Source organism: Bradyrhizobium sp. USDA 3650, assembly GCF_054057395.1.
Genome location: NZ_JBSRZG010000001.1, coordinates 4,913,256 through 4,937,596, shown reverse-complemented (window position 1 = coordinate 4,937,596; position 24,341 = coordinate 4,913,256). Strand labels below are relative to the sequence as shown.

22 protein-coding genes and 1 pseudogene are annotated in these 24,341 nt (G+C 65.2%); 16 read left to right on the top strand and 7 right to left on the bottom strand.

What is annotated here, in order from left to right; translation table 11 throughout:
- Positions 1–107: 107 nt before the first annotated feature.
- Positions 108–881: an SDR family NAD(P)-dependent oxidoreductase gene (locus ACVIN2_RS22965; RefSeq protein ID WP_456767283.1), complete on the bottom strand. Its 774-nt coding sequence runs from the start codon at positions 879–881 to the stop codon at positions 108–110.
- 181 nt (positions 882–1,062) lie between these two features.
- Between ACVIN2_RS22965 and ACVIN2_RS22960 the strand changes: the two genes are divergently transcribed.
- Complete coding sequence (locus ACVIN2_RS22960; RefSeq protein WP_456767282.1) at positions 1,063–1,386, top strand: response regulator; 324 nt, start codon at positions 1,063–1,065, stop codon at positions 1,384–1,386.
- A 20-nt stretch (positions 1,387–1,406) separates the two neighbouring features.
- On the opposite strand, the gene ACVIN2_RS22955 is transcribed toward ACVIN2_RS22960, so the two are convergent.
- Together ACVIN2_RS22955 and ACVIN2_RS22950 are read right to left on the bottom strand one after the other, a co-directional pair.
- Positions 1,407–1,616 (bottom strand): hypothetical protein, encoded by a 210-nt coding sequence (locus ACVIN2_RS22955; protein WP_456767281.1) that lies wholly within the window; start codon positions 1,614–1,616, stop codon positions 1,407–1,409.
- A 14-nt stretch (positions 1,617–1,630) separates the two neighbouring features.
- Positions 1,631–1,804: a hypothetical protein gene (locus tag ACVIN2_RS22950; RefSeq protein ID WP_456767280.1), complete on the bottom strand. Its 174-nt coding sequence runs from the start codon at positions 1,802–1,804 to the stop codon at positions 1,631–1,633.
- A gap of 123 nt (positions 1,805–1,927) precedes the next feature.
- On the opposite strand from ACVIN2_RS22950, the gene ACVIN2_RS22945 reads away from it, so the two are divergent.
- A complete protein-coding gene (locus tag ACVIN2_RS22945; RefSeq protein WP_456767279.1) occupies positions 1,928–2,389 on the top strand; it encodes an N-acetyltransferase family protein in 462 nt (153 codons plus the stop codon).
- Positions 2,390–2,443: 54 nt separating this feature from the next.
- Here the strand turns inward: ACVIN2_RS22945 and ACVIN2_RS22940 are convergent, their stop codons facing one another.
- A complete protein-coding gene (locus ACVIN2_RS22940; RefSeq protein WP_456769783.1) occupies positions 2,444–3,844 on the bottom strand; it encodes a TAXI family TRAP transporter solute-binding subunit in 1,401 nt (466 codons plus the stop codon).
- A 252-nt stretch (positions 3,845–4,096) separates the two neighbouring features.
- On the opposite strand from ACVIN2_RS22940, the gene ACVIN2_RS22935 reads away from it, so the two are divergent.
- The 3 genes and pseudogenes from ACVIN2_RS22935 to ACVIN2_RS22925 all read left to right on the top strand — a co-directional run bounded on the left by ACVIN2_RS22935 (position 4,097) and on the right by ACVIN2_RS22925 (position 7,984).
- A complete protein-coding gene (locus tag ACVIN2_RS22935) occupies positions 4,097–5,716 on the top strand; it encodes an amidase family protein (RefSeq protein WP_456767278.1) in 1,620 nt (539 codons plus the stop codon).
- A 162-nt stretch (positions 5,717–5,878) separates the two neighbouring features.
- A pseudogene (locus ACVIN2_RS22930) lies at positions 5,879–7,034 on the top strand (acyl-CoA dehydrogenase family protein).
- Between the two features lie 206 nt (positions 7,035–7,240).
- On the top strand, positions 7,241–7,984 hold the full coding sequence (locus tag ACVIN2_RS22925; protein ID WP_456767277.1) for a hypothetical protein: 744 nt from the start codon (positions 7,241–7,243) through the stop codon (positions 7,982–7,984).
- A gap of 45 nt (positions 7,985–8,029) precedes the next feature.
- Here ACVIN2_RS22925 and ACVIN2_RS22920 read toward each other — a convergent pair whose 3' ends face one another.
- Entirely contained in the window at positions 8,030–10,198 is a 2,169-nt protein-coding gene (locus ACVIN2_RS22920; protein ID WP_456767276.1) for a putative bifunctional diguanylate cyclase/phosphodiesterase, read from the bottom strand.
- 467 nt (positions 10,199–10,665) lie between these two features.
- Between ACVIN2_RS22920 and mepA the strand changes: the two genes are divergently transcribed.
- The 5 genes from mepA (at position 10,666) to modC (ending at position 14,763) form a co-directional block, all read left to right on the top strand.
- Positions 10,666–11,610 (top strand): penicillin-insensitive murein endopeptidase, encoded by a 945-nt coding sequence (mepA, locus tag ACVIN2_RS22915; protein WP_456767275.1) that lies wholly within the window; start codon positions 10,666–10,668, stop codon positions 11,608–11,610.
- Between the two features lie 310 nt (positions 11,611–11,920).
- Positions 11,921–12,424, top strand: a complete 504-nt coding sequence (locus tag ACVIN2_RS22910; RefSeq protein ID WP_456767274.1) for a hypothetical protein — start codon at positions 11,921–11,923, stop codon at positions 12,422–12,424.
- A 180-nt stretch (positions 12,425–12,604) separates the two neighbouring features.
- Positions 12,605–13,390: a molybdate ABC transporter substrate-binding protein gene (gene modA / locus ACVIN2_RS22905; protein WP_456767273.1), complete on the top strand. Its 786-nt coding sequence runs from the start codon at positions 12,605–12,607 to the stop codon at positions 13,388–13,390.
- Positions 13,391–13,402: 12 nt separating this feature from the next.
- Positions 13,403–14,098 (top strand): molybdate ABC transporter permease subunit, encoded by a 696-nt coding sequence (modB, locus tag ACVIN2_RS22900; RefSeq protein ID WP_456767272.1) that lies wholly within the window; start codon positions 13,403–13,405, stop codon positions 14,096–14,098.
- A gap of 2 nt (positions 14,099–14,100) precedes the next feature.
- Entirely contained in the window at positions 14,101–14,763 is a 663-nt protein-coding gene (gene modC, locus ACVIN2_RS22895; RefSeq protein ID WP_247463567.1) for a molybdenum ABC transporter ATP-binding protein, read from the top strand.
- A 181-nt stretch (positions 14,764–14,944) separates the two neighbouring features.
- Here the strand turns inward: modC and ACVIN2_RS22890 are convergent, their stop codons facing one another.
- Positions 14,945–15,700 (bottom strand): GntR family transcriptional regulator, encoded by a 756-nt coding sequence (locus tag ACVIN2_RS22890; protein WP_456767271.1) that lies wholly within the window; start codon positions 15,698–15,700, stop codon positions 14,945–14,947.
- 206 nt (positions 15,701–15,906) lie between these two features.
- Here ACVIN2_RS22890 and ACVIN2_RS22885 point away from each other — a divergent pair, with 206 nt between their 5' ends.
- Genes ACVIN2_RS22885 through ACVIN2_RS22865 form a run of 5 tightly spaced genes read left to right on the top strand, consistent with a single transcriptional unit; the run spans position 15,907 to position 20,590 of the window.
- Positions 15,907–16,941 carry an extracellular solute-binding protein gene (locus tag ACVIN2_RS22885; protein WP_456767270.1) on the top strand — a complete coding sequence of 345 codons (1,035 nt, stop codon included), beginning with the start codon at positions 15,907–15,909 and terminating at the stop codon, positions 16,939–16,941.
- Positions 16,938–18,017 carry an ABC transporter ATP-binding protein gene (locus ACVIN2_RS22880; protein WP_456767269.1) on the top strand — a complete coding sequence of 360 codons (1,080 nt, stop codon included), beginning with the start codon at positions 16,938–16,940 and terminating at the stop codon, positions 18,015–18,017. The genes ACVIN2_RS22885 and ACVIN2_RS22880 overlap by 4 nt, the downstream gene beginning before the upstream one ends.
- Entirely contained in the window at positions 18,014–18,877 is an 864-nt protein-coding gene (locus tag ACVIN2_RS22875) for an ABC transporter permease (protein ID WP_456767268.1), read from the top strand. Before ACVIN2_RS22880 ends, ACVIN2_RS22875 begins: the two co-directional genes overlap by 4 nt.
- Complete coding sequence (locus tag ACVIN2_RS22870) at positions 18,874–19,674, top strand: ABC transporter permease (RefSeq protein ID WP_456767267.1); 801 nt, start codon at positions 18,874–18,876, stop codon at positions 19,672–19,674. Before ACVIN2_RS22875 ends, ACVIN2_RS22870 begins: the two co-directional genes overlap by 4 nt.
- A 4-nt stretch (positions 19,675–19,678) precedes the next feature.
- Positions 19,679–20,590 carry a polysaccharide deacetylase family protein gene (locus ACVIN2_RS22865; RefSeq protein ID WP_456767266.1) on the top strand — a complete coding sequence of 304 codons (912 nt, stop codon included), beginning with the start codon at positions 19,679–19,681 and terminating at the stop codon, positions 20,588–20,590.
- Positions 20,591–20,776: 186 nt separating this feature from the next.
- Here the strand turns inward: ACVIN2_RS22865 and ACVIN2_RS22860 are convergent, their stop codons facing one another.
- Entirely contained in the window at positions 20,777–22,570 is a 1,794-nt protein-coding gene (locus ACVIN2_RS22860; protein ID WP_456767265.1) for a potassium/proton antiporter, read from the bottom strand.
- Positions 22,571–23,005: 435 nt separating this feature from the next.
- Here ACVIN2_RS22860 and ACVIN2_RS22855 point away from each other — a divergent pair, with 435 nt between their 5' ends.
- Positions 23,006–24,322, top strand: coding sequence for a mechanosensitive ion channel family protein (locus ACVIN2_RS22855; RefSeq protein WP_456769782.1), 1,317 nt, complete (start codon positions 23,006–23,008; stop codon positions 24,320–24,322).
- Positions 24,323–24,341: the final 19 nt, after the last annotated feature.

Below are 24,341 nucleotides of genomic sequence, written 5' to 3'. Positions count from 1 at the left end.
GTGCGATTGGAGGAAACACCGGCTCGACAAGGCATCTATGCACATTCCGGTCATTTGGACCAACGCACGATCAGCTCGTAGCTCGTAGGCCTTCAGGCGAATTGCTTCTACGCCGGAGGCAGCGTCACCCCCGTCAACTCGCCCAGCCTGTCGAGAAGCCTGTCCTGAAAGTCGGGATCGGTCGCTTCGTGGGCCGGCTCTTGTTGCCGGAGGTCATGCCAGTAGCGACCGCTGACCAGGGCGGCGGGATCATCGCTCGCGGCCAGCCAGGTCTGCGTCCGTTGTCCGGTGGCCACGCCGACCGGCGCGCCGGCACCGCCCATTTTGGTGCGCGCCCAGCCGGGATCGACGGCGTTGCTCAGCACCTGCGGCCAACGCCGCGCCAAGGCAAAGGCCAGTGCAACCACGTGCAGCTTGCTCTCCGCATACGCCTTGGCCGGATCCCAGGTTCGCCTGGTCCAGTCGAGATCGCCTAGCGATCCCTCTCCGCCGCGATGGAGTCCGCTGCTGAGATACACCAGCCGATCGGGGCGTTTCATCAGGGCGGTGAGCAAATAGGGCGCGAGCGTGTTGACCGCCAGGGTGGTGGCGTGGCCTTCGGGCGTCGGGCCGCGGTTGCGCTCGGTATAGACCCCGGCGTTGTGGATGACCGCGTCCATTCGTCCGATTGCGTTAACCTGGTCTGCCACGTGCCTCGTCTGGGCGGCGCTCTTGAGGTCGCCGATCACGACCCGTGCGGAATGCGATTCAAGCCCGGCGATTGCCGCCGCACGTTCCGCCGATCGTGCGTGCAGGACGACTTGGTGGCCCTGTTCGAGGAGAGACTGGGCAGCTGCGCGGCCCAGACCGTCCGTGCTGCCCGTGATGAAGACGATTGCCATGGCCACTCCTGTTCGATCCCCGCTTCGGCGCCTGCCTCGAAACCTCAAGGAGAATGCAACATGTTCGACTGATCATGCCGTGGCGCAAGGAGCGCCGAACGAAGACATCACAACCGAACAATCTTCCAGGATGCGCATTAACATTCGATAAGTTGGGAATGACCGCATGTCGAATTACGTCATGCTGCTGGTCGAGGACGACTCGCTCCAGCGCGAAGTTCTATCTGACCTTCTCAAGGACGAAGGGTTCGAAGTCGTCGAATGTGCCACCGCAGAAGCGGCGGAGCTCATCGTGGCGTCGACGGGCACGGAGCTACGGGCGCTCATCACCGATCACAACCTCGCGGGGAGAATGACCGGGCTCGAGCTCGCAGAGTACGCGCGCAGCGCTCATCCCGGGCTCAACATCGTGCTGATGTCCGGGACGGTGATGGCGCCGCTGCCGCCCAACACGATTTTTTTGCGCAAGCCGTTTGCGCCCGCACATTTGCTGGCGGCCGTGTAGAACCAGGATGCTCTCGAAGGTCATCCGCCCGAATTTTCCGCGCCAACGGCGTTGTCGCTCTCCGGCACCGTCAGCCGGACGGAGTGACCCTGCCGCATGGCGAGCGATGCCGCGGCCACAGCCGCCTCGAAAGCGGCTTCCTTGGTCTGGTACGTGTTCCGGATTTCACCATCGTGGTCGACGTGCCAGGCACCGTCCCTGCCAACAATATCATAGGCTGCGAGGCCCATAGACTAACCCTCCTTCACGCGTCCGGTGTTGCCTTGGACGCTTGGGTGCTGCTCACCGGGTCCGACGCCGGGAAACTGTTCTTCAAGCCCTTGTCCAGCTCGTCGTCCCTGGCCTTGTCGCGTCGGATGCCACGCTTGAGATCCTCCGCGTTCTTGTCCGGCGGTGCCGGATCGAATTTCTCAGTCATGCAGGTGTCCTTTCGCTACCTCAAACGCCTGGAGCTCCTGACCGTTCCTTTTCATGGAACCAATGCTGTCGCGGTTTGGTGTAGAATGGATAATTCAGAAAGCGCGCGCAGCTGGAGCGACCCATGGAATGCGCAATCCGACCCGCACTTCGAGATGACGCCGCCCATATCAGTGCTGTCATCGCGCGTGCACTGCGGGAAACGAACGCGAAGGATTATACGAACGAGATCATCGAAAGGATCGTGCGCAGCTTCAGCCCGGAGGCCGTGCGGCAGTTAATCGGACAACGCACCGTGTTCGTCGCCACCGTCCGCGGCCGCGTCGTTGGAACTGCGAGCCTCGACGGGTGCGTAGTCCGCACGGTGTTCGTCGCTCCACACGTTCAAGCACGCGGCATCGGCAAGCTGCTGATGGCCGAGATCGAGCGCACGGCGCGCGCACGAAACATTGCTTCGTTGACCGTCCCTTCTTCCGTCACCGCCGAGACTTTCTACGCGCGGCTCGGGTTCAAGGCGGTGCACGACAGCTATCATGGCGACGAACGCACGACCATCATGGAGCGCCTGCTAAAGGATCCGATCTAGATCCGGCTGGGGCTGTTCTCTGGGATTCAGCAGCCTGAGGGCTTATCGTATCGCCTAGCGCCGCGCGGCGAGCACGTTCAACGGAGCCGGCTGCAACGCCGCGCGCCTCTCGACGACGGCATGATTAAACAGTTCGAGCACCAGGGCGAAGGCTGCCAGCTCCTCCTCCTCGATGGCGCCGTCATCGTAGCAGCCAAGCGTTTCCTCGATGATAGCATCGACCTCCTGCTGCATGGCCAATAGTTCGTGGTCGAACTCCGCAGTGCGCACCTTGGAAACCAGCGCCAGAATCCTGTTGCGATGGCTGGTGTTCTCGTCCCTTTCATCCCGATTTAGGTATTGACGCAGCCAGGCGCCGGCCGAACCAATGCCGGAGAGAAGCAGGAGCGCAAACCAGAAATAGTCGCCGTATCTGTCGAGGAAGGTGCGCTCAGTGCCGTCGATCACGGCCGCCGCTCCCCGGTGTACCGGCAGCTCGGCTTCTTTCTCGGTGTCCGGCTTGGTGATTTGCGCAGCGCCAGGCACTTGCCTCGCAATCGCCTGGCGGAGGGCGAATTGCTGGCGGTAAAACGCCGCCACTGTCGTTTCGGACAAGGCATTCCGTGCGACAATCAAATGGCTGACGCTGACGGTCTCCACCTTGTCATCGGGCCAGGCTGGATTCGCATTGAAAATGCTTGGCGGAATTTCCTCCGATTCATAACGCGGATGCTTCAAGGCGATGGCTTCCGATGCGTCGATCGCGAGAAATTTCGGCTCGCCACGCGCCCGGGCGGTCGCGGCGACCGCGTCGGCGGTTATCTTGCTGTCGAGCGGACCGACAGCCATGAAGGCGTCGAGGCTCGGGTCGCGCGCCAGCTCCTCGAGCTGGCCCGTGCCGAATTGAGTGACCGTGACCTTGTCCGGCGCCACACCGGCGGCGCTCAGGATGACTCTCAGCAACGCGGCGTTCGCCGCCGTCGCGCCGATCACCCCCACCTTGTGCCCTGCGAGATCGGCGACCTCCTTGATTTTCGGCGCCGGCTTTCGCTTGGAGCCCTTGCCCGCAACTCCCGAAGAAGACCACAGCACGACGAAATTCTTGCGCAAGATGACGACCGTTTGCGCGTCGGCCGGCATTTCCAGATCGCCGCGCCCCACCGCAAGGTCAGCCTTGCCGGCACCGAGCAGAGCGAGAGCTTCGGCCGCTCCGGCGGTCGTGATCGGAGACAGCCTCACGGTCCTGCTCTCGTTGGCAAAGGCCTCGGTCATCGCCTCGATCACCTTGTGATCGTTGCTTCCCGGCGGTCCGACGGCAATCCGAAGCGTTATCGGACGCAGCGCGTAATACAATGTACCCGCAGCGGCTCCGAAAACGAGAAATCCGATGGCCAAAATCAGCAGCAGGGTCTTCGTCTGTCTCCGCCCTCGGCGAGCCGCGTCACTGCGTTTCATCGGAGCATCAGACGAGGACATTTGCCGCTGCCGGTTGGAGGCCAAAATCGCTGCCTGTTTCGGAACAGTATCATGCTGTTCTGGAAAACGATAATGTCCGAGCAGCACCAATAGTTTCTTGGGGCCAGCGTGAGCTCTTCGAGCTTGCGGCATCATCTCTGACTCCGCACTAGCGATTGCCGGATTGACGCCACACCACCTTGATCGTCTTCGCCAAATAGATCACCATCGCGCGATTGACCGCTCACGGCAGAATGGGCGAGGAAACGCGAAATGAACGAGCTTCCCGGAGCTGGCCTGACTGAGCCGCCGGCGCCGACCATGCAGATGCTCGCGCACGCGCCGATGAGCGACATCATCGATGCCTTGGCCGGCGGACGGATCACCGCGAGGGCGCTGGCCGAATTCTATCTTGCCCGCATCGCGGTCTATGACCGCGACGGGCCTAAACTCAACTCGGTTCGCGCACTCAATCCCGATGCGCTCGCGGGCACGCTCGACGGCACGAGGCCGTCGGCCCAGCGGCCGCTGGCGGGCGTGCCGATCCTGCTGAAGGACAATATCGCGACCGGCGACGAACAGCCGACCACGGCGGGCTCGCTGGCGCTGGAGGGCGCGCGCGCCAGGGATGACGCCACCATTGTCAAGCTGCTGCGGGGCGCCGGCGCGGTGATCCTGGGCAAGGCGAACCTGATGGAGTTCGCCAACATGCTCGCGATCGACATGCCCGCGGGCTATTCATCGCTGGGCGGCCAGGTGAAGAACCCCTATGCGCCGGCGCTGATGGACGATCGCGGGATTCCGGTGGTGTCTCCAGGGGGATCGAGCTCGGGTTCGGCGGTCGCCGTGACAGCCGGCCTCTGCGCAGCCTCAATTGGCACCGAGACCTCAGGCTCGCTGCTGCACCCCGCCAGCCTGAACGGCCTCGTCACCGTGAAACCGACCGTCGGGCTGATCAGCCGCGCCGGCATCCTGCCGATTGCGCACAGCCAGGACACCGCCGGTCCGATGACGCGCACGGTGCGCGATGCCGCGATGCTGCTGAATGTGCTGGCTGCCAAGGACCCGCTCGACCCAGCGACGCGAGAGCAGCGGCGGCCGACCGACTACACCGCCGGCCTCGTCACCGACGCGATGAAGGGCGCGCGCATCGGCGTGCCGAGCGACCCCGCTGACCCGCTGAACGATTGCTATTACGGCAAGCTGCCGCCGAAGTCGGCCAAGCTGATGGCCGAGGTGATCAAGGTGCTGGAGGATCTCGGCGCCGTCATCGTGCGCGCCAGCATGCCGACACTTGGCTGGATCGGTGGGCCGGGCACGACCATGGCCGTGCTCAACCGCAATCCGCTGAGCGCCCGCAAAGGTACGGTCGCAAGACCGCCGGTCGTCTTTCTGTATGAGATGAAGCACGGTCTCAATCTCTACCTGAGGGATTGGGCGACCAACACTGACATCAAGACCATGGCCGACATCGTGGCCTTCAACGCAGCGAACGCCGACAAAGCGCTCCGTTTCGGACAGGACCACTTTCTCGCCGCTGACTTAACCAGGGGCGATCTGAGCGAGCCCGAGTACAAGTCCGCACGTGCCATGGACCTGCTCTCCGCAAGGACGCACGGAATGGACGCCTATATGAACCAGCACGAGCTCGATGCGGTGCTATTCCCCGGCGCCTATGGCGCCGCAATTGCCGCCAAAGCAGGTTACCCCGGCGTCATGGTGCCTGGCGGCTTCGTCTCGGGCACAGACGACGGCAAAGACACGCCCGACTATCCGCTCGGCGTCACTTTCGCAGGGCGCCCTTGGAGCGAGCACAAGCTGCTGCGTCTGGCGTATGCCTTCGAGCAAGCAACCAACGCACGCAAGCCGCCGCCGGGTTTGTCCGAGCTGTGATATCGCCCGCGTCAGCGCGAGCTCGAGAGATCGAACCGTCATTCCACGGCGCGCCAAATGGCGCGGGCGCGGAATGACGGTGGGACCAGCTTGATCCTCCCCGCCAGATAGACCACCATTGCCTCCTTACCGCTCACAGCAAGAATGGGCGAGGAAACGCGAATGAACGCAACTCCCGGATTTGGCCTCGTCGAGCGGGCACTGGCGATCGCACCGCTGATCGCGCGCGAAGCCGACAAGATCGAGCGGACGCGGCGGCTGACGCCGGCCGTCGTCTCCGCGCTGATCGAGAACGGGCTCTATCGCGCGCTGCTGCCGCAAAGCCTCGGCGGCACTGAAGCTGCACCGGAAGCCTTCATGCAGATGCTGGAGGAGATCGCGAAAGCGGATGCCTCGACCGCCTGGTGTCTCGGCCAATGCAGCGTCTGCGCGATGATCGCGGCCTCGCTCGACCACGACACCGCGCAGGAGATCTTCAACACGGCGCCGGGCATCCTCGCCTGGGGTGCAATCGCGCATGAGGCGCGGGCAGTCGAGGGGTGGCTATCGCGTCACCGCCCGCTGGGATTTTGCCTCGGGCTCGCGGCAGGCGAGCTGGCTCGGGGCGCATGTCCGCATCGTCGGAGCCGACGGCACTCCGCGCAGAAATGCCGACGGCTCGGCGGAGCTGCGCACCATCCTGTTTCCGGTCGCGAGCGCCGTGCTGCACGACGTCTGGCAGGCGATCGGGCTCGCGGGCACCGGCACCGATTCCTACGAGGTCGCCGACCTGTTCGTCCCCGAGCGCTTCACCGCGTTTCGTGACGTGCCGTCCGCGCTGCGCGAGCAGGGCCCACTTTACAGGATCGGCACCGGCTCGATGTTCAGCCTCGGCTTTGCGGCGGTGTCGCTCGGCGTGGCGCGCGCCACGCTGGATGCCGCGATCGAGCTGGCGCGCGGCAAGCATCAGTCGCTGGCGGCCAGCGCCATGCGCGACAACGGGGCGGTCCAGGGCCTGATCGGCCGCACCGAGGGCGATCTTCGCGCTGCGCGCGCCTATCTCTATGCGACGGCAAGTGCGATGTGGCGCGATCTCTGCGCGACCGGCACGTTCAGCGCGGCGCATCGGAGCTCGGTTCGCCTCGCCGCGACCTGGACCATCCACCAGTCGGCCAAGGTGGTCGACACCGCCTATCACATGGCCGGCGCCACCGCCGTCTTCCGCAGCAATCCGTTCGAGCGCCGGTTTCGCGACATGCACGCCATCGCCCAGCAGATCCAGGCGCGTGACACGCATTACGAGGACGTCGGTAAGATGATCCTTTCCGGAGACCGCTGATGTCGACCAGTTGCGACAGTGCACGCACGCTGACCTATATTGAGCTCACCATCCGGCGTCTTCGTCGCTGAACCTTTGCGGATTTTCCCGGACCAATTTCTATAGCTACAAAAACGACGGCTTTTCCGCCGTGACCGCGCCGACCATTTGGAAGTGATAATTCGAATTGTTTCTAGCGCGCTGCATTTGCGCAAGAGAGGTCCGTTATGGGCCGAACAGCTGGCAGGAACGTCAGTTGCCATGCCATACGGCGTCATTCGCCGGGATGGCACCAAGGTGGCATTCTCGTAATTGCCATCCTCTGCGTCGCATGCACTGTCCTGTTCGCGAGCGAAGCCGTGGCTCAATGCTCGGCGCGAGACGTGCTGCGGAATCAGCTGAAGCTCAAGCAGGCGCCGTCTGATCGGCCGCAAGTCCCAATCAAATCCGCCGTCGATCACCCCGCGTGGAAGACGATCCGGATCGGGACGTTTGCAACTTTCTTCGCCCTCAGTAACGCATTGGATGCGGCAGGTTGTGGCATCGGAAACTCGGCTGGCGAAATCCTCGCGCGGCCGACGTTTACCGTTAGCGGCACGAAAACGAGCGTAGAGCTTTTCACGGTGTCGGCTGCCGAACTAGGCTTTCGAACCGACACGGCGTTGCTGGCGGACATCTATGCGCGTGCCAAACAGTTAGGTTTCGGCCTCGCGGCTGCAGAAGTCGGACCACAACTGAGGCTTCAATATTTTGACCAGCCGATCGGCGAGTTTCTCATCATCGGAATGGAGCCAATCAGGACCTGGCAAGGCGCGCCCGTCATCTTGAATGTCGCCAATGGCGGCGCGGGACTCGTCCTCATCGGCCAGGATGGCAGCGCCGACGCACAGATCCCCGCGGCATCCCGCTTCGTATTCGTGCGGTCCCATGAAACCGCTCCTGCCGAGGCAGTAACACTTGTCGGCCACTGAATTTCAACTGTGCCCAACTCAAGACGCAAGCCGGCATCCCGCAGCCTAGGCCACCAGCGCGGCGTCCTCGCCTGCACCGTCGATCCCGCGCTGTGCCGCGAGCAGGCTAACGATCTCCGCATTCGGCCGGGCCTTGCTGAACAGAAAGCCCTGGCCTTCGTCGCAGCCCTCAGTGCGCAGACAGCTCAGCTCGGCTTCGGTCTCGACGCCTTCGGCGGTGATGGTGACGCCGAGGCCTTTGCCGAGGCTGACGATGGAGCGAATGATCGCCTGGGCCTCGCGATTGGCGCCGAGATCGCGCACGAAGGACTGGTCGATCTTGATCTTGTCGAAGGGGAAGCTGCGCAGATAGCTCAGGCTGGAATAGCCGGTGCCGAAATCGTCCATCGAGATGCGCACGCCGAGCGCGCGCAGCGCGTGCAGCGTCGCCAGCACCTGGGCGCTTTTCTCCAGCAGCAGCGTTTCCGTGATCTCGAGCTCGAGCCGCCGCGGCGGCAGGCCGGAATGCTTCAGCGCATCCGTCACCACCGAAAGCAGATTGCCGCTGCGGAACTGGAGCGGCGACAGATTGACGGCGACGCGGACGTCGTCCGGCCAGGTCGCGGCATCGTGACAGGCCCGGCGCAGCATCAGGCCGCCGAGCGGATTGATCAGCCCGGTTTCTTCCGCGACCGGAATGAACTCGGCCGGCGAGACCATGCCGCGCTCGGCATGCGGCCAGCGCACCAGCGCCTCGAAGCCGGTGATGCGGCCGCTCTGGAGGTCGATCAGCGGCTGATAGTACGGCCGCAGCACGTCGTTCTGGATCGCGTCGCGCAGCTCGACCTCGATCTTGCGGCGGGTCTGCGCTCTCGCATCGAGCGCCGCCTCGAAGAATGCGAACGAGCCGCGCGCATCCAGCTTGGCGCGCGACAGCGCCATGTCGGCGCTCTTGAGCAGCTTTTCGGAATCGTCGCCGTCGCCCGGCGCCATCGCGATGCCGATGGAGGCGCCGATCACCACGGAATGGCCGTCGAGCAGATAGGGATCGGCGATGGCTTCGAGCAGGCGCTTGGCCAGCAGCACCGCATCCTCGGGACGCGTCAGGCCGCTCTGCACGATTGCGAACTCGTCCGAGTTCAAACGCGCCAGCGCGTCGTCCTCGCGCAAGGTCGAACGCAGCCGCTTGGCGACGCCGCGCAGCAGCTTGTCGCCGACCGCGTGTCCCAGCGTGTCGTTGACCGCCTTGAAATTGTCGAGCCCCAGCATCAGCAGGGCGACCTTGTCGGTACTGCGCCTCGTATGCAGCAACATCTCGTCGACCTGCTGGCGCAGCAGATTGCGGTTTGGCAGACCGGTCAGCCCGTCATGCTGGGCCATGAAGGCGAGCCGCGCCTCGGCGCGCTTGCGCTCGGTGATGTCCATCAGCGCGAGCAGCACCGCGGGCCGCTCGTCATAGGTCAATTCGCGGGAATAGATCGCAAGGTCGATCAGGGCGCCGTCGGCCTTGACATGCTTCCAGGTGCGCCCGGCCTGCTCCTCGCCGGCCGAATCGGCGGTCCAGGGCGGCTCGCTGTCGAAGGCCTGAAGGGAACGGATCGTCAGCCGCTCGAACTCGGCGCGGCTGTAGCCGTAATGGGCGACCGCGGCATCGTTGACGCCGAGGATGCGCTCGTCGTCCAGTGCGCAAACGATCATGGGGACGGGATTGCCGTCGAACAGCAGGCGGAACGAGGCCTCGCGCTGCTTCAACTCGGTGATGTCGACGCGCAGGCCGACGACGCCGCCGTCCTCGGTCAGCCGCTCGTCGATCAGGATGACGCGGCCGTCCGCCAGCTTCTGCTCGTGGCGCGAGCCGGGCTGATAGAGCTTTTGCAGCCGCTCGGCGATCCATTCGTCCTCGTGGCCGGCAGCCTCGGGATAGTCGCCGCGGGCGACGCCGATGCGCAGCGTGTCCTCGAGGCGCGCGCCCTCCTCGAACAGATCGGCGGTCTTGCTGTAGATCTCCGCGTATTGCTTGTTCCAGAGCACATAGCGGCCCTCGGCATCGAGAAACACGATGCCTTGCGGCAGGATCTCGATGGCCTGGCGCAGGCGCTCATGGGATTTGCGCGCTTCCGCGATGGCGGCCTCAGCCTCGGCACGGCTGCGCAGAACTTCGCCGCGTTCGGACGGAGGATGAGGGGCGCGCGCAAAGCGCGGCTTGCGCGGGTGCAGGCCGGACCTGCCAAGCACGCTGCCCTTTCGCTTTTTCGGCTTTCGAAACCCCAAACTCAACTTCACTCGTCCCAGTCGCGCCCAGCGATCGCAACTCTTGGGGCAAGTGTCTGAAAAAAAGGTAATTTTGGGTGGCATGGCGATGGGACGCACGGTCTGGCAGTCTCGAAAAAAAAGCCCTCATTGCCCGTTTGCAAGGCGCGGCAGTGCCGATGGGCGCTCCAGGCGCATCGCATTGTCGTCATCGGAGAACGAGATGACGCAAAATTGCGCGCCGCCTTGAATCATTTCCGGGATCGCACGCGATTGCATGCAGAAGGGCGTGAGCACGCGTCCCGCGCACGAATTTTGGTCAATGCATGAGAGGGTTATCGCGTCGTTAAAAAACGGCCGGCCGACGCCGCGGAACTGCGACTTTTGAACGAATTTCAGCCGAGGGACTGTTTCTTAACCCTGGCGCGGTGTTGGGCTATAAGGATGTCAACATGAGTCCCCGCCGCTTCGCCCCTCTCCTGCTCGTCATGACGCTCCTGGCCGCCGGCGACGCGCTGGCCCAGGACAAGGGCAGCATCAACCCAAAACCGCTGCCGCCGCTCGCCAATCCGAACGATCCCAATATCGGCGCCAAGGAGCTGTTCGCGCGCAAGCTGCTGCCGTCGACCGGACCGGCGCACGTCATCGGCTCCTATGTGAAGGGCTGCATCGGCGGCGCCGAGCAGATGCCGCTCAACGGCGACAATTGGCAGGTGATGCGGTTGTCGCGCAATCGCAGCTACGGTCACCCCGCGATGATCGCGCTGATCAAGAGGCTTGCCGCCAGGGCGCACAAGGACGCGGGATGGCCGGGTATCCTGGTCGGCGACATCGCCCAGCCGCGCGGCGGGCCGGCGCTGTCCGGCCATGCCAGCCACCAGATCGGCCTCGATGCCGACATCTGGCTGACGCCGATGCCTGACCATCGCTTGTCGCGCGAGGAGCGCGAGGACATGTCGGCGGTGATGATGGTGCGCCCGGATCGGCTCGACATCGATCCGAAGGTGTTCACGCCGGGCCATGTGCTGGTGCTGCGCGACGCGGCGCAGGAGCCGGCGGTGCAGCGCATCTTCGTCAATGCCGCGATCAAGAAGGCGCTGTGCCGCGAGGCCAAGGGCGACCGCTCCTGGCTATCGAAGATCCGGCCGTGGTGGGGCCACGACTATCACTTCCACATCCGCATGCACTGCCCGGCGGGCGCGAGCGACTGCGAGGGCCAGCCGTCGCAATCCGAGGACGAAGGCTGCAAGCCCTCCGATCTCGCCTACTGGTTCAGCGACGGCGTGCTGCACCCCAAACCCCCGCCGGAGCCACCGAAGCCGAAACCGCCGATGACGCTGGCGCAGATGCCGGCGGCGTGCAAGGCCGTGCTGCACGCGGGCAATGCGAAGCCGTAGGCACCACTGCTATCGTCCTGGCGAAAGCCAGGACCCATTACCCCAAGGAGGAGTCGTGGGGCGAAGTCATAACCACGAGTCTTCGCCAAACTACTCGCTGTGGCTATGGATCCCGGATCTGCGCTCCGCTTCGCTGCGCTTGTCCGGGATGACGCATGGAGTTTGAGCCGACGGCTAGTTCGCACGACCCAAATGCGATAGAATGCGCTGCCGCCGTGCCGTAAGCCCGCGGCCCTCCCGGGATGCGCATCCCTTTCAACAAGCCTGACCGCCAGCCCGCATCTACGCGTGGTCAATGACGAGATTTCACATGCGCATCCTCGCCTTTCTCACCGCGCTGTCGCTCGGCGCAAGCTCGGCCTTCGCCGCCGAAGAACCCAGCGGCTGCGACAAGTTCAAATGGCCGATCCACAACGAACGCGCCGCACTGACTGCGCCGGACCTTGCCAAGCTGGCATCGGGAAGTGAGCAGGCTGCGGTCCCGTCATCGGCCATTAAACTTGGGCTGGTCGCGCCTCAGGAGGCCAAACTGCCGACGCCTCCGGAGCGCGCGCCAAAGGACGGCACATTTGCCGGCTTCACTGGCATCAAGGCCCCGAAGGCCGGGCTCTACACGGTCAGCCTGTCCTCGGGCGCGTGGATCGATTTGGTCCAGGACGGGCATGCCCTCAAGCCCGTGGCCTTCAGCGGCGCGACCGATTGCGATGGCATCCGCAAGACGATGAAATACGAGCTGTCGGGCCAGCCGGTCGTGCTCCAGGTCAGCGGCGCGAAGGACAATTCGCTGTCGATCGCCATCCTGCCGGCGCAATAAGCCAAACGGTCGCCTTTGACCTGAGGCCCTGGCCTGCTATCTTCGAGAGCAGCGATATCCCTGCCGGCCGTAAGCCGCCGCCGGGACCCCGTGGAACAGCGCTTCCGCCCGTCGCCCAGACCCACCAACGCCGGATTTGCGCGTGCTTGTTGCGCGCGCGATCTCGCACGGAGCGCATCCATGATTCGTATTGCCGGACTTTTCACCGCCTTCGTGATCCTCGCGGCCGCGGGCCTTCCGCCTGCTAGAGCCGAGGACAAGACCATCACCGTGTTCGCGGCAGCCTCGATGAAGAACGCGCTCGACGAGGTCGACGCGGCCTACACCGCCAGGACCGGCGTCAAGTTCAGCGTCAGCTATGCCGCAAGCTCCGTGCTCGCCAGGCAGATCGAGCAGGGCGCGCCGGCCGATGTGTTCGTCTCCGCCGACACCGACTGGATGGACTACGCGATCTCCAAGAAGACCATCAACGAGGCGACCCGGGTCAATCTGCTCGGCAACAGCATCGTGCTGATCGCGCCGAAGGAGTCCAAGCTCGACAACGTCGCGATCGCGCAAGGCTTTGACCTCGCAAAACTCGTCGGCGACGGCAGGATCGCGACCGGCGACGTCAAATCGGTGCCGGTTGGTAAATATGCCAAGGCGGCGCTGACGAGCCTGGGTGCCTGGCAGGCCGCGGAGCCGAAATTCGCCATGGCCGAGAGCGTGCGTGCCGCGCTGACGCTGGTCGCGCGTGGCGAGGCCAATCTCGGCATCGTCTATTCCACCGATGCCAAGGTCGAGCCCGGCGTGAAGATCGTCGGCACCTTCCCGGCGGATTCGCATCCCGCGATCATCTATCCCGTCGCTGCAACCACGACAGCAAAGGGCGAGACCAGCGACTATCTCACCTTCCTGCGCTCGACCGCCGCCAAGACCATTCTGGAAAAATACGGTTTCAAGTTCCTGATCAGCCCCTCCACTTAATTTTGCGATTTGATGCTCGACATCTCTCCCGCCGAATGGACGGCGATCCTGCTCTCGCTCAGGGTTGCCGTGATCGCGACACTGGTGGCAACGCCGTTCGGCATTGCGCTGGCGTGGCTGCTCGCGCGGCGTGATTTCTGGGGCAAGTCGGTACTCGATGCGCTGGTGCATCTGCCGCTGGTGCTGCCGCCTGTCGTCACCGGCTATCTGCTGCTGCTGACCTTTGGCCGCCGCGGCCTCGTCGGCGGTTTTCTGGCCGATACTCTCGGCATCGTCTTCGCCTTCCGCTGGACCGGTGCTGCGCTTGCCTGCGGCCTGATGGCGTTTCCGCTGCTGGTGCGCCCGATGCGGTTGTCGATCGAGGCGATCGACCGCCGGCTCGAGCAGGCCGCCGAGACGCTCGGCGCCACTCCTTTCAAAGTGTTCTTCACGGTGACGCTGCCCTTGGCGCTGCCCGGCGTGCTCGCCGGCATGGTGCTCGGCTTTGCCAAGGCGATCGGCGAATTCGGCGCCACCATCACCTTCGTGTCCAACATTCCCGGCGAGACCCAGACGATTTCGTCCGCGATCTATTCGCTGATCCAGACCCCGGACGGCGACGCCGCCGCGGGACGGCTCGTGGTCGTCTCGATCGTGCTGGCGCTCGGTGCGCTGATCGCCGCCGAATGGTTCGCCCGCCGCGCCACCGCGCGCCTGCACGGGAATTGACCATGCTGCGCGTCGACATCGAAAAGCAGCTCGGCGAGTTCTCGCTGTCCGCGTCCTTCGCGAGCGAAGGCCGCGTCATCGGACTGTTCGGAGCGTCGGGCGCCGGCAAGACCTCACTGGTCAACATGATCGCGGGGCTGCTGCGGCCCGACCGCGGCACCATCGTGATCGACGGCGAGACCGTCGACGACAGCGCGGCCGGCATTCATGTGCCGACCTGGCGCCGCCGCATCGGCTATGTGTTCCAGGATGCGCGGCTGTTTCCGCATCTCAACGTCGCGCAAAATCTCGACTATGGCAGACGGATGAACGGCCTCGCGCCCGACCCGGCGCAGCACAAGCGCGTCATCGAGCTGCTCGACATCGGCGCGCTGCAGGGGCGCCGCCCCGGAAAGCTCTCCGGCGGCGAGCGCCAGCGCGTCGCGCTCGGTCGCGCGCTGCTGTCGCGGCCGCGCCTGCTGCTGCTCGACGAGCCGCTCGGCGCGCTCGACGAAGGCCGCAAGCTGGAGATCCTGCCCTATCTGGTCCGGCTGCGCGACGAAGCCAACGTCCCCATGGTCTATGTCAGCCACGATGTCGCCGAGCTGCGCCAGCTCGCGACGCAGATCGTGATGCTGAAACAGGGCCGCGTGACGTCGTTCGGCGGGGTGAAGGTGCTGACGTAGCCATACCGGCCGTCACACCCACCGCCGTCGTCCCGGCGAAGGCCGGGACCCATACCGCGTGCTTTATCGGTAGGCGGCAGTGGGAGTACCGGCGAAGAATAACAGACAGTCTTCGCCAAATGACTTCCTGTGGTTATGGGTCCCGGCCTTCGCCGGGACGACATTGAGGAGACAGCGGGGGCTAACGCGACTTCCGCCGCTTCGGCTTCACCGCCGCGAACACCGCGGTCAAATCCTCGCTCGCCGGCACCGCATCGTCGTCCAGATGCAGCCGGCTCTCCACATGCAAAAAATGCTCGCGCGAGACCGCAATCGCTCTTGCCACATCGCGGGCGCGCAGCGCTTCGATGATGGCGCCGTGCTCATCCACGGCGCAGATCGAATCACTGGCGGGTTCGTAGACCGAGACCATCACCGAGGACCGGCTGAGCAGATCGGCGAGGAAGTGCGTCAGCTCCGCATTGCCGAGCGCCTCCACCAGATGAACGTGAAAGGCGCCCGACAGCCGCACCGAGGCGGCGCGGTCGCCGCGCGTGGCGGCGGCGCGCTCCTCGGCGAGATGCGCCGTCAGCCGCTCGATCAGGGCATCGTCGACACGACGCACGAGCTGCGTCAGCACGCCGGCCTCGAGCACGCGATGCGCCTCGTAGACGCTGCGGACGTCGTCGAGCGTCGGACGCGGCACGCGAGCGCCGCGGTTGGGGATCATCTCCAGCCGCCGCTCGGCGCCGAGCCGATGCAGCACCTTGCGGATGCGCTCGCGCGAGACGCCGAAGATCTCGGCCAGCGGCGGCTCGGCGAGCTTGGCGCCGGCCTTCAGCTTGCCTTCCAGCAGCGCGTGCAGGATGGCCTGATAGACCGCCTCGTCCTCCGCCGGATTGGCCTTGCCGTTCCTCTTGCCGCTTCCCTTGTCGTCTCGCCTACGCTGCGTCGCCATGGTGGTAGCTAGGCCCAAACACTGCGCAGCGTCACCTCCAAAAAATGTGCACATTTGCCTTGTCGGCATGCAGGCGCCGCGCAGGGGGCAGGATCACCATCCGCTCAGCCCATTGATACAACTCATAATAATAAAATGTGCACATTTGGCACGCCGCTTGCTGCGTCCTCGCTGCAAGCTTTACGCACAACAAACGGGACATGCCCATGCACACCCCCTCCCGACGCAGCGTTTTGACATCCGGCGCGGCCCTGGCCGCGATCATTGCCGCCCCGGCGCGGCTGCGCGCCGCGCCCAGGGAGATCGTCATCGGCGGCCCCGCGGGCGCCGCGAAATATTTCAGTGCCGATTTGTTTCCCGTGCTGGAGAAGAAGCTCGACTGCAAGGTGCTCTATGAGGGCACCAACTCGCTGACCAATCTCCAGAAGATGCAGGCTGACAAGGCCGCGCCGAAAATCTCCGTCGTCATCATGGACGATCCGGTGATGCTGCCGGCAGCCAGCGACGGCCTGATCACCAAGATGTCGGCAGCGGCGATCGCCAACCTCGGCAAGCTGGTCGACGGCTCGGTGCATCAGGACGGAATGTGGGCGAACTATCAGCGGCCCTGGGCCGGCATCGCCTATTCGACCAAGCGCATGAAGACGGCGCCCGCAAAGTGGTCCGACCTGTGGGACGCGAAATATGCCTCCAAGGTGATCGTGCCGTCGCTGTCGAACACCGAAGGATTCTGGACGCTGCTCGCGGCCGCCCATCTCGAGACCGGCAAGCCCTACAAGGAGGCGCAGTACGAGATCGACGCCGCCTTCAAGAAGGTGAAGGAGCTGAGGGCCAACCTCTTGAATGTCTACACCAACGCGCCGCAGGCCATCAATCTGATGGAGCAGGGCGAGGCGTGGATGATCGGCGGCCAATTCTCGGCCTACACGCTGATCCGCAAGGCGGAAGGATCACCGGTCGATCTCGCCGTTCCGCAGGACGGCGGCTTTGCGATGCCGTCGGGCATCGCGAAGGTGAACGGCGCACCGGCCGGCGATCTCGCCGATGCCGTGATCGACTTCTTCCTGAGCCCGGAAGCGCAGATCATCCTCGCCGACAAGGCTTTCGTCGCGCCCACCAACAAGGGCACGCCGACGCCGGCGGGCTTCCCGGACCCGGCTTCGCTGTTCGCGCCGGACTGGGCATTCGTGGCCAAGAACCGCGCCTCCTGGGTCGACCGCTGGAGCAAGGAGATGACATGAGCGAGGCCGCCCCGCATCTCGTCGTTCGCGGCGTCTCCAAGACATACGGACCCACGACAGTCCTCGACCACATCGACCTGACCATCCGGCGCGGCGAGCTGGTCACGCTGCTCGGCCCGTCCGGTTGCGGCAAGACCACGCTGCTCCGTGCCATCGCCGGCCTGGCGCAACCAGACACCGGCAAGGTCGAGCTCGCCGGGCGCGACGTCACCCACGTGCCGCCACACAAGCGCAATGTCGGCGTGGTGTTCCAGAGCTACGCGCTGTTTCCGCATCTCACCGTCGCCGGCAACATCGCATTCGGGCTGAAGGTGCGCGGCGCGGCGAGGCGCGAGATCGACGCCGCAGTGGAACGCGCGCTGTCGCTGGTCAAGCTGGGCCATCTCGCCAGCAGGCGCATCACGGCGCTGTCGGGCGGCCAGCAGCAGCGCGTGGCCCTGGCGCGCGCCATCGCTGTCGAGCCCGATGTGCTGCTGTTCGACGAAGCGCTGTCGGCGCTCGATCGGAAGTTGCGCGAGGAGATGCAGGTCGAGCTGCGCCGCCTGCTCCAGGACGTGAAGGCCACCGCGATCTTCGTGACGCATGATCAGGACGAGGCGCTGACCATGTCCGACCGTGTCGCGGTCATGAACAAGGGGCGCATCGAGCAGCTCGCCGAGCCGCGGGAGCTGTATCTGCGTCCCGCAAGCCTGTTCGCACTCAACTTCGTCGGGCTCTCGACACGGATTGCCGGCACGGTGCTGGCGGCTGGCAACGGCCAGGTGGAGGTCGAGACCAAGGTCGGCCGCTTGTCGGCGGTCGGCAACTTCCGGGCGGGTTCGCCTGTCATCGTCGCAGCGCGCCCCGAACAGCTTCGGATCGGCGCGCAAGGCGAAGCGAATACGGCCGCGGGCCGGGTCCGCTCCGTGGTGTTCCAGGGCTCGCGCACGCTGGTCGAGGTCGATGCCGGGGCCGGTGAAAGCCTGCTCGCAGAGCTCTCCGGGCGCGACGGCACGATTCCTATTGTGCATGACGAGATTCGCCTGAGCTGGCCGGTGGCGGAGACCTTTGCATTTCCGATCGAGGCGCAGGCATGACCGAGGCGGCCCTTCCGGCACCCATGGCCGCGCCATCGGTCGATCGCGAGCGGCTCGCCGCGATCGGATTCGTGCTGCCGTCCTTCGTCATCATCGCCGGCGTGTTCGCGCTGCCGCTGGTGCTGCTGCTCGGCGTCAGCGTCGTCGATGCCAACGGACTGACCTTCGCCAACTACAGGCGCCTACTCGGCACGCCCTATTATCTCGGCGTGGTCTGGAATTCCCTGCGGCTCGGGCTGCTGACGACGCTGATCGCTTTTCTGATCAGCTATCCCGCCGCCTTCGCGCTGGCGCGCGCCCGCGGTGCCTTGCGCTCCGTGCTACTGGCGACGCTGTTTCTGCCGCTGGCGGCCAGCGTCATCGTCAAGGCGTTTGCCTGGACGATCCTGTTGCGCAGCGACGGCATCGTCAACGAGACGCTGATCGCGCTCGGCATCATCGAAGACCCGATCCGGATGATTTTCACCGAGACGGCGCTGATCGTCGGCGCTGTCAACATCTTCCTACCGTTCATGATCCTGCCGATCTATGCGATCGTGGCGCAGCTCGATCCGCGCTATGCCGAAGCCGCCGCCACGCTCGGCGCCTCGCCGGTCGTGACGTTCTTTCGCGTGATCCTGCCGTTGACCTTGCCCGGCATCGTCGCCGGCGTGGCGCTGGTGTTCTCGCTCTCGGTCTCCGCCTATGTGGTGCCAACGCTCCTGATTGGCGAAAAATACCCGACGCTCGCGACTGCCATTGCAAAAGCCTATCTGCTGGCGCGCGAACCCGGCTTCGGTGCCGCCGCCGGCGTCGTGCTGCTGGCGATCGCGATCGCGATCGTTGCGCTCAGTGCGCGCCTGTCGCGGGAGCCGAAATGATGACGCGCGCCGCAATCATCGTCTGCTGGGTGATGGCGATCGGGCTGGCCCTGTTCCTGATCGCGCCGCTGCTGGTGATCGCCGCCGCGAGCTTCTCGCCGACACCGGTGTTCGACCTGCCGCTGACCGGCGCATCGACGCGCTGGTACGGCAAGATCGGCCGGCTCGACGGCTTCTGGCCGTCGCTGCTGCTGTCGCTTCAGATCGCGCTGCTGTCGACGGCGATCTCGCTGATATCAGGCACGCTCGCGGCGATCGCGATCGCGCGCGGAAAGCTGCCGGGCGCCGGCATCTTTGCGACCGCGCTGGTTTCGCCGCTGATGATGCCGGGCCTCGTGCTCGGCATCGCGCTGCTGCAGGGCTTTCGCGCCGTCGGTTTCACCGCGCCCTGGGCGACGCTGCTGGTCGCACATCTCGTCATCACGCTACCCTATGTCGCGCGCACGATGATCGCGGGTCTCGCGCGGTTCGACTTCACGTTGATCGAGGCGGCGCGAACGCTCGGCTGCACCTATCCCGGCAGCGTATTGCGGGTGATGGTGCCGGCGCTGGCGCCGTCATTCCTGATCGCGGGAATCTTCTCGTTCCTGGCCTCGTTCGACAATTATCCGGTATCGATCTTCCTCGCCGACGTCCGCACCAAGACGCTGCCGATCCGCATGCTGCAATATATCGAGGAGGCGCCCGACCCGACGCTCGCGGCGCTCTCCACCCTCATCCTCGCGGGCACGGTGATCCTGCTGTTCGTCAGCGACCGTGTCGTCGGCCTGCATCGCATGGCCGGAACCACGGACTGATTCCATGAGCGAAGCAAAGCAACCCGTCTCACATCGCGACTTCGTCGGCTATCGCGGCAAGCCGCCGAACCCGCACTGGCCGAAGGGCGCGCGCGTCGCGGTGTCGCTGGTGGTAAATTTCGAGGAGGGCTCGGAGTTTTCCGTCAACGACGGCGATGCGGCCAACGAGGCGATCTACGAAGTGGTCCACAAGCTCGACGGCCCGGATTCCTGCATCGACAGTCATTTCGAATACGGCACGCGCGCTGCATGGTGGCGCATCATGGCCCTGTTCGACGCCTACGGCGTCAAGGCGACAGTGAGCTCCTGCGGCCGTGCGGTCGAACGCTCGCCGGAGCTGGCGCGCGATGCCATTGCCCGCGGCCACGAGGTCTCGGCCCATGGCTGGCGCTGGCAGAGCCACGCCGACATGGATGAAGCGAGCGAGCGCGAAATCATTGCCAGGACCGTGGCGGCGATCGAGCGCGCCACCGGGCAGCGCCCGGTTGGCTGGCACACGCGCTCGGCGACCTCACCGAACACGCGGCGGCTCCTGGTCGAGGACGGCGGCTTCCTCTACGACAGTGACGCCTATAACGACGACTTGCCCTACTACAAGGAGGTCGCCGGCAAGCAGCATCTGGTGCTGCCCTACGCTTTCGACACCAACGACATGCAGTATTACAACGCCGCGCGTTTCAGCGGAAACGACTTCGCCGACTACGTCATTGGCGCCTTCGAATGGCTCAGGCGCGAGGGTGAGACATCACCGAAGATGATGTCGGTGGGGCTGCATCTGCGCATGATCGGCCGCCCCGGCCGCATCAGCGCGCTGGAGCGGATCCTGGCACACATCACCGGAAGCGGCGCGGCGTGGATCGCGCCGCGAGCGGCGATCGCGCGGCATTGGATGCAGGAGGTGCCGGCGGGGGCGTGATCTCCGGCCGTCACCACACAGAAGATGTCATGCTCCGCGCACGCGGGACATCCAGTACGCCGCGGCGCCTCGGCTCTATCACGACTGCCTCTGGAATACTGGATTGCCCGCCCCAGTGCGCAATCGCGCACAAAGGCGGGCGATGAGAGCGAGGGTGTGGGAGCGGCTCGCAAAACGGCGCGAGCGTTAAACCCCAGCCACCGAGCTCCACAAATCCGCCAGCTTGCGCCGCAGGACCTGTGTCCGCGTCAGTGGCGCGGGCGTTTCCTCGTCTTCCGGCAGGCGCAGGCCGACGACGTTGACTCTGCCACCGGAGATCGAGCGCGCCACGAGCACGATCGGATCCAGCGCAAGCTCCGCGCCCTCTTTCGGCGCGCGGTCGAGATGGACGTCGAAATAGTCGGCCAAAGTGAGCTTGCTCTCGTCTTCGCCGGCCTTCACGCCGTAGATCTCTGCGAGCTCGGCGAGGGTGTGTTCGCCGGAGACCATGAAGTCGCCCAGCAGATGCGGGTCCGGCGCCGAGCTCGGCTGCATGTCGACGAAGAAGCGGTCGAGCGATTCGGCCTTTTCCGGCGGCGCCAGCAGATAGATGTAATCGCCGGGCGCGATCGGCTCGGCTTCCGCCGGCGTCAAAATGTTCTCCTTGCGGATCACGAGCGTCGGCTTCGACCAGGACGGGATCAGGCCGCGGCGAAAATACAGGCTCTTGGACCGCACCGGATAGCCGACGAGCTGCTGCTCGAGCTGCCCAGGCAGATCCAGTTCGACACGGCGAGGGCCGCGTTCGGCGCGCGGCAGCGCCACATGCAGCTTGCGCGCGGCCGGCCCCAGGGTCCAGCCCTGCAGCAGGAGCGAGATGATGACGACGACGAAGGCGACGTCGAAATAGAGATAGGCCTTCGACAGCCCGACCAGCATCGGGATCGAGGCCAGGAAGATCGCGACCGCGCCGCGCAGGCCGGTCCAGGCGATGAAGATCTTTTCGCGCCAGTTGAAGCGGAACGGCGCCAGGCAGACGAACACCGCGATCGGCCGCGCCACCAGCATCAGGACGAATGCGATCCCCACCGCCGGCAGCACGCTGCCGCCGAGCCGGCTCGGCGAGACCAGCAGGCCCAGCAGCACGAACATCACGATCTGCGCCAGCCAGGTCGCGGCGTCCAGGAAGGCCACCACCGAATTGTGCGCGCGCGTCGGGCGGTTGCCGATGATGATGCCGGCGAGATAGACCGCGAGGAAGCCTGAGGCGTGCATGATCTGCGAGCCGCCGAAGATGACGAGCGCGGCGGTGGTGACGAACGGCGCATGGAGGCCCTGCGGCAGCGCGACCTTGTTGAGCGCGATGACGACCAGACGCCCGCCGATCACCCCGACGACGGCGCCCAGCACGGCCTCCCGGGCAAACTCCATCAGCACATGCGCGGCCGTGCCCGTTCCCAGCGAGATATATTCGACCAGCATCAGGGTCAGGAAGATCGCGAAGGGATCGTTGGTGCCGGATTCCACCTCCAGCGTCGCGCCGACGCGCGGGCGCAGGCGCAGGCCCTGGGTATGCACCAGCAGGAACACTGCGGCCGCGTCAGTCGAGGCCACCACGGCGCCGACCAGCAGCGACTCCGTCCAGTTGAGGTCGAGCGCATATTTCGCGAACGGCGCCGTGATCAGCGCGGTCAGCAGCACGCCGACGGTCGCCAGCACCATGGAAGGCGCGAGCACGGTGCGGATGCTGGCAAAGCGGGTCCGCAGGCCGCCGTCGAACAGGATCAGTGCGAGCGCAACCGAGCCGACCAGATAGGTGGATCGGACGTCGTCGAACTGCAGCTGCCCGGGACCGGAATCGCCCGCAAGCATGCCGATCGCGAGGAAGACGAGCAGAAGAGGCGCGCCGAAGCGCAGCGCAAGCAGGCTTGACAGGATCCCGGCCAACACCAGGACGGCGCCGAGCAAGATGGCGAGGCTGACAGTGTCGAGGGAAGCCATGCGGTGCTGCGGTTACTCCGGGAGATCGACGATTTCAGTCAGGGGGCCACCGGCCGGGTACTCCCTCGCCCCGCTTGCGGGGAGAGGGTGGGGTGAGGGGGAGCCTCCGCGGGGGTGGTGACAGTGGGACTCGCGGAGAGTCCCCCTCACCCGAAATTCAAGCTGCGCTTGAATTTCGACCTCTCCCCGCAAGCGGGGCGAGGTGAAGTGTGCCGCGACCAACAGATTTGCCCGTCTCGAAAACATGCGCTTCAGCATCCTTATCGTCGCCGCCCCTGCACGCCAACCCATTTTCTCCCGCTCGCGGCAATCTGCCCGCATTTTGCGGCCTTAACGCACTTCACTTGGCGGTGTATCGGTGGTCCGGCCGGGCCGTTTGTGGGATTCTCCGGCGCGCTCGAATCAACATCTCCCGCCCGCTCCCCGACGAGACCGATAGACATGGACCTCAAAGACTTCATGGAGTTCGTGCAGACCACCGCGCGCAGCGTCGGGGCGGAAATCTCCTCGCCCTGGTTCTACCTGCAATTCGGGCTCATTCTGGCCGCGGCGGGCATCGCCTATGCCGCGGAAGCCGCCGTTCGCAGCCGCGTCGACATGACCTCGCTGGCGATGCGCTGGCCGCTGCCGCTCCGGCACTTCGCCCGAGTGATGGTCTCCAGCGCCTCGACGGCCGTGTTCACCCTGCTCGTGATCGTCTCCCGCGTGGTGATGTACCACGCGACCTGGCCGAGCCGCAGCTATCTCCTGATGGTCGCCGCCAAGCTGGGCCTGGCCTGGCTCGCGGTCCGGCTCTTGACCTCGGTGCTGCGCAACGCCTTCATCGTCAAGCTGGTGTCGATCACGGCCTGGTTCGTCGCGGCGCTCTCGATCGTGGGCCAGCTCGATGCGACGGTCGACCTGCTCGACTCCTTCGCCATCGTGCTCGGCGGCCTGCGGCTGACGCCGCTGCTGGTGATCAAGGCCGGCGCGCTGCTGCTCATCGCGCTCTGGCTCACCAACATCGCCAGCAATTTCGCCGAGAGCCGGATCAACTCGACCACCGATCTGACGCCATCGGTGCAGGTGCTGCTGGTCAAGATCATCCGCATCGGCCTGCTTGCGGTCGCGATCGTGATCGCGCTCGGCACGGTCGGCATCGATCTCTCGGCGCTCGCGGTGTTCTCCGGCGCGGTCGGCGTCGGCATCGGTATCGGCCTGCAGAAGATCGTCGCCAATTTCATCTCGGGCATCATCCTGCTCGCCGACAAATCGGTGAAGCCCGGCGATCTCGTCACCATCGGCGACAACACCGGGCGGATCAGCGCGATGAAGACGCGCTATATTTCCGTCGCGGCCGGCGATGGCCGCGAATTCCTGGTGCCGAACGAGGATCTGGTGACGCAAAAGGTCGTCAACTGGACCTACACCGACAAGAACACGCTCGTGAAGATCGCCTTCGGCACCAATTACGAGGCCGACCCGCGGCTGGTCTGCAGGCTCGCCGCCGAGACCGCGGCAGCTCATCCGCGCGCACAGAAGGGCAAGCCGCCGAATTGCATCCTGACCGAGTTCGCCGAAGCCGGGATGAAGTTCTCGCTGACCTTCTGGATCGCCGACCCCGACGGCATGGACAACGTCAAGAGCGACGTAATGCTGGCGCTGTGGGACGCCTTCAAGCGCGAGGGCATCCGGGTTCCCTACCCCGTCCGCGAAATCCGCGTCCGCGGCGGCGCCCTGCCGGTGGAAACCATCATGGAAGTCCCGAATTAGGCCCGCTTTCAGGCGCAAG

Coding starts and splice junctions, on each gene's coding strand:
- ACVIN2_RS22965 (WP_456767283.1), bottom strand. CDS start 881: ATGGCAATCGTCTTCATCACGGGCAGCACGGACGGTCTGGGCCGCGCA.
- ACVIN2_RS22960 (WP_456767282.1), top strand. CDS start 1,063: ATGCTGCTGGTCGAGGACGACTCGCTCCAGCGCGAAGTTCTATCTGAC.
- ACVIN2_RS22955 (WP_456767281.1), bottom strand. CDS start 1,616: ATGGGCCTCGCAGCCTATGATATTGTTGGCAGGGACGGTGCCTGGCAC.
- ACVIN2_RS22950 (WP_456767280.1), bottom strand. CDS start 1,804: ATGACTGAGAAATTCGATCCGGCACCGCCGGACAAGAACGCGGAGGAT.
- ACVIN2_RS22945 (WP_456767279.1), top strand. CDS start 1,928: ATGGAATGCGCAATCCGACCCGCACTTCGAGATGACGCCGCCCATATC.
- ACVIN2_RS22940 (WP_456769783.1), bottom strand. CDS start 3,844: ATGTCCTCGTCTGATGCTCCGATGAAACGCAGTGACGCGGCTCGCCGA.
- ACVIN2_RS22935 (WP_456767278.1), top strand. CDS start 4,097: ATGAACGAGCTTCCCGGAGCTGGCCTGACTGAGCCGCCGGCGCCGACC.
- ACVIN2_RS22925 (WP_456767277.1), top strand. CDS start 7,241: ATGGGCCGAACAGCTGGCAGGAACGTCAGTTGCCATGCCATACGGCGT.
- mepA (WP_456767275.1), top strand. CDS start 10,666: ATGAGTCCCCGCCGCTTCGCCCCTCTCCTGCTCGTCATGACGCTCCTG.
- ACVIN2_RS22910 (WP_456767274.1), top strand. CDS start 11,921: ATGCGCATCCTCGCCTTTCTCACCGCGCTGTCGCTCGGCGCAAGCTCG.
- modA (WP_456767273.1), top strand. CDS start 12,605: ATGATTCGTATTGCCGGACTTTTCACCGCCTTCGTGATCCTCGCGGCC.
- modB (WP_456767272.1), top strand. CDS start 13,403: ATGCTCGACATCTCTCCCGCCGAATGGACGGCGATCCTGCTCTCGCTC.
- modC (WP_247463567.1), top strand. CDS start 14,101: ATGCTGCGCGTCGACATCGAAAAGCAGCTCGGCGAGTTCTCGCTGTCC.
- ACVIN2_RS22890 (WP_456767271.1), bottom strand. CDS start 15,700: ATGGCGACGCAGCGTAGGCGAGACGACAAGGGAAGCGGCAAGAGGAAC.
- ACVIN2_RS22885 (WP_456767270.1), top strand. CDS start 15,907: ATGCACACCCCCTCCCGACGCAGCGTTTTGACATCCGGCGCGGCCCTG.
- ACVIN2_RS22880 (WP_456767269.1), top strand. CDS start 16,938: ATGAGCGAGGCCGCCCCGCATCTCGTCGTTCGCGGCGTCTCCAAGACA.
- ACVIN2_RS22875 (WP_456767268.1), top strand. CDS start 18,014: ATGACCGAGGCGGCCCTTCCGGCACCCATGGCCGCGCCATCGGTCGAT.
- ACVIN2_RS22870 (WP_456767267.1), top strand. CDS start 18,874: ATGATGACGCGCGCCGCAATCATCGTCTGCTGGGTGATGGCGATCGGG.
- ACVIN2_RS22865 (WP_456767266.1), top strand. CDS start 19,679: ATGAGCGAAGCAAAGCAACCCGTCTCACATCGCGACTTCGTCGGCTAT.
- ACVIN2_RS22860 (WP_456767265.1), bottom strand. CDS start 22,570: ATGGCTTCCCTCGACACTGTCAGCCTCGCCATCTTGCTCGGCGCCGTC.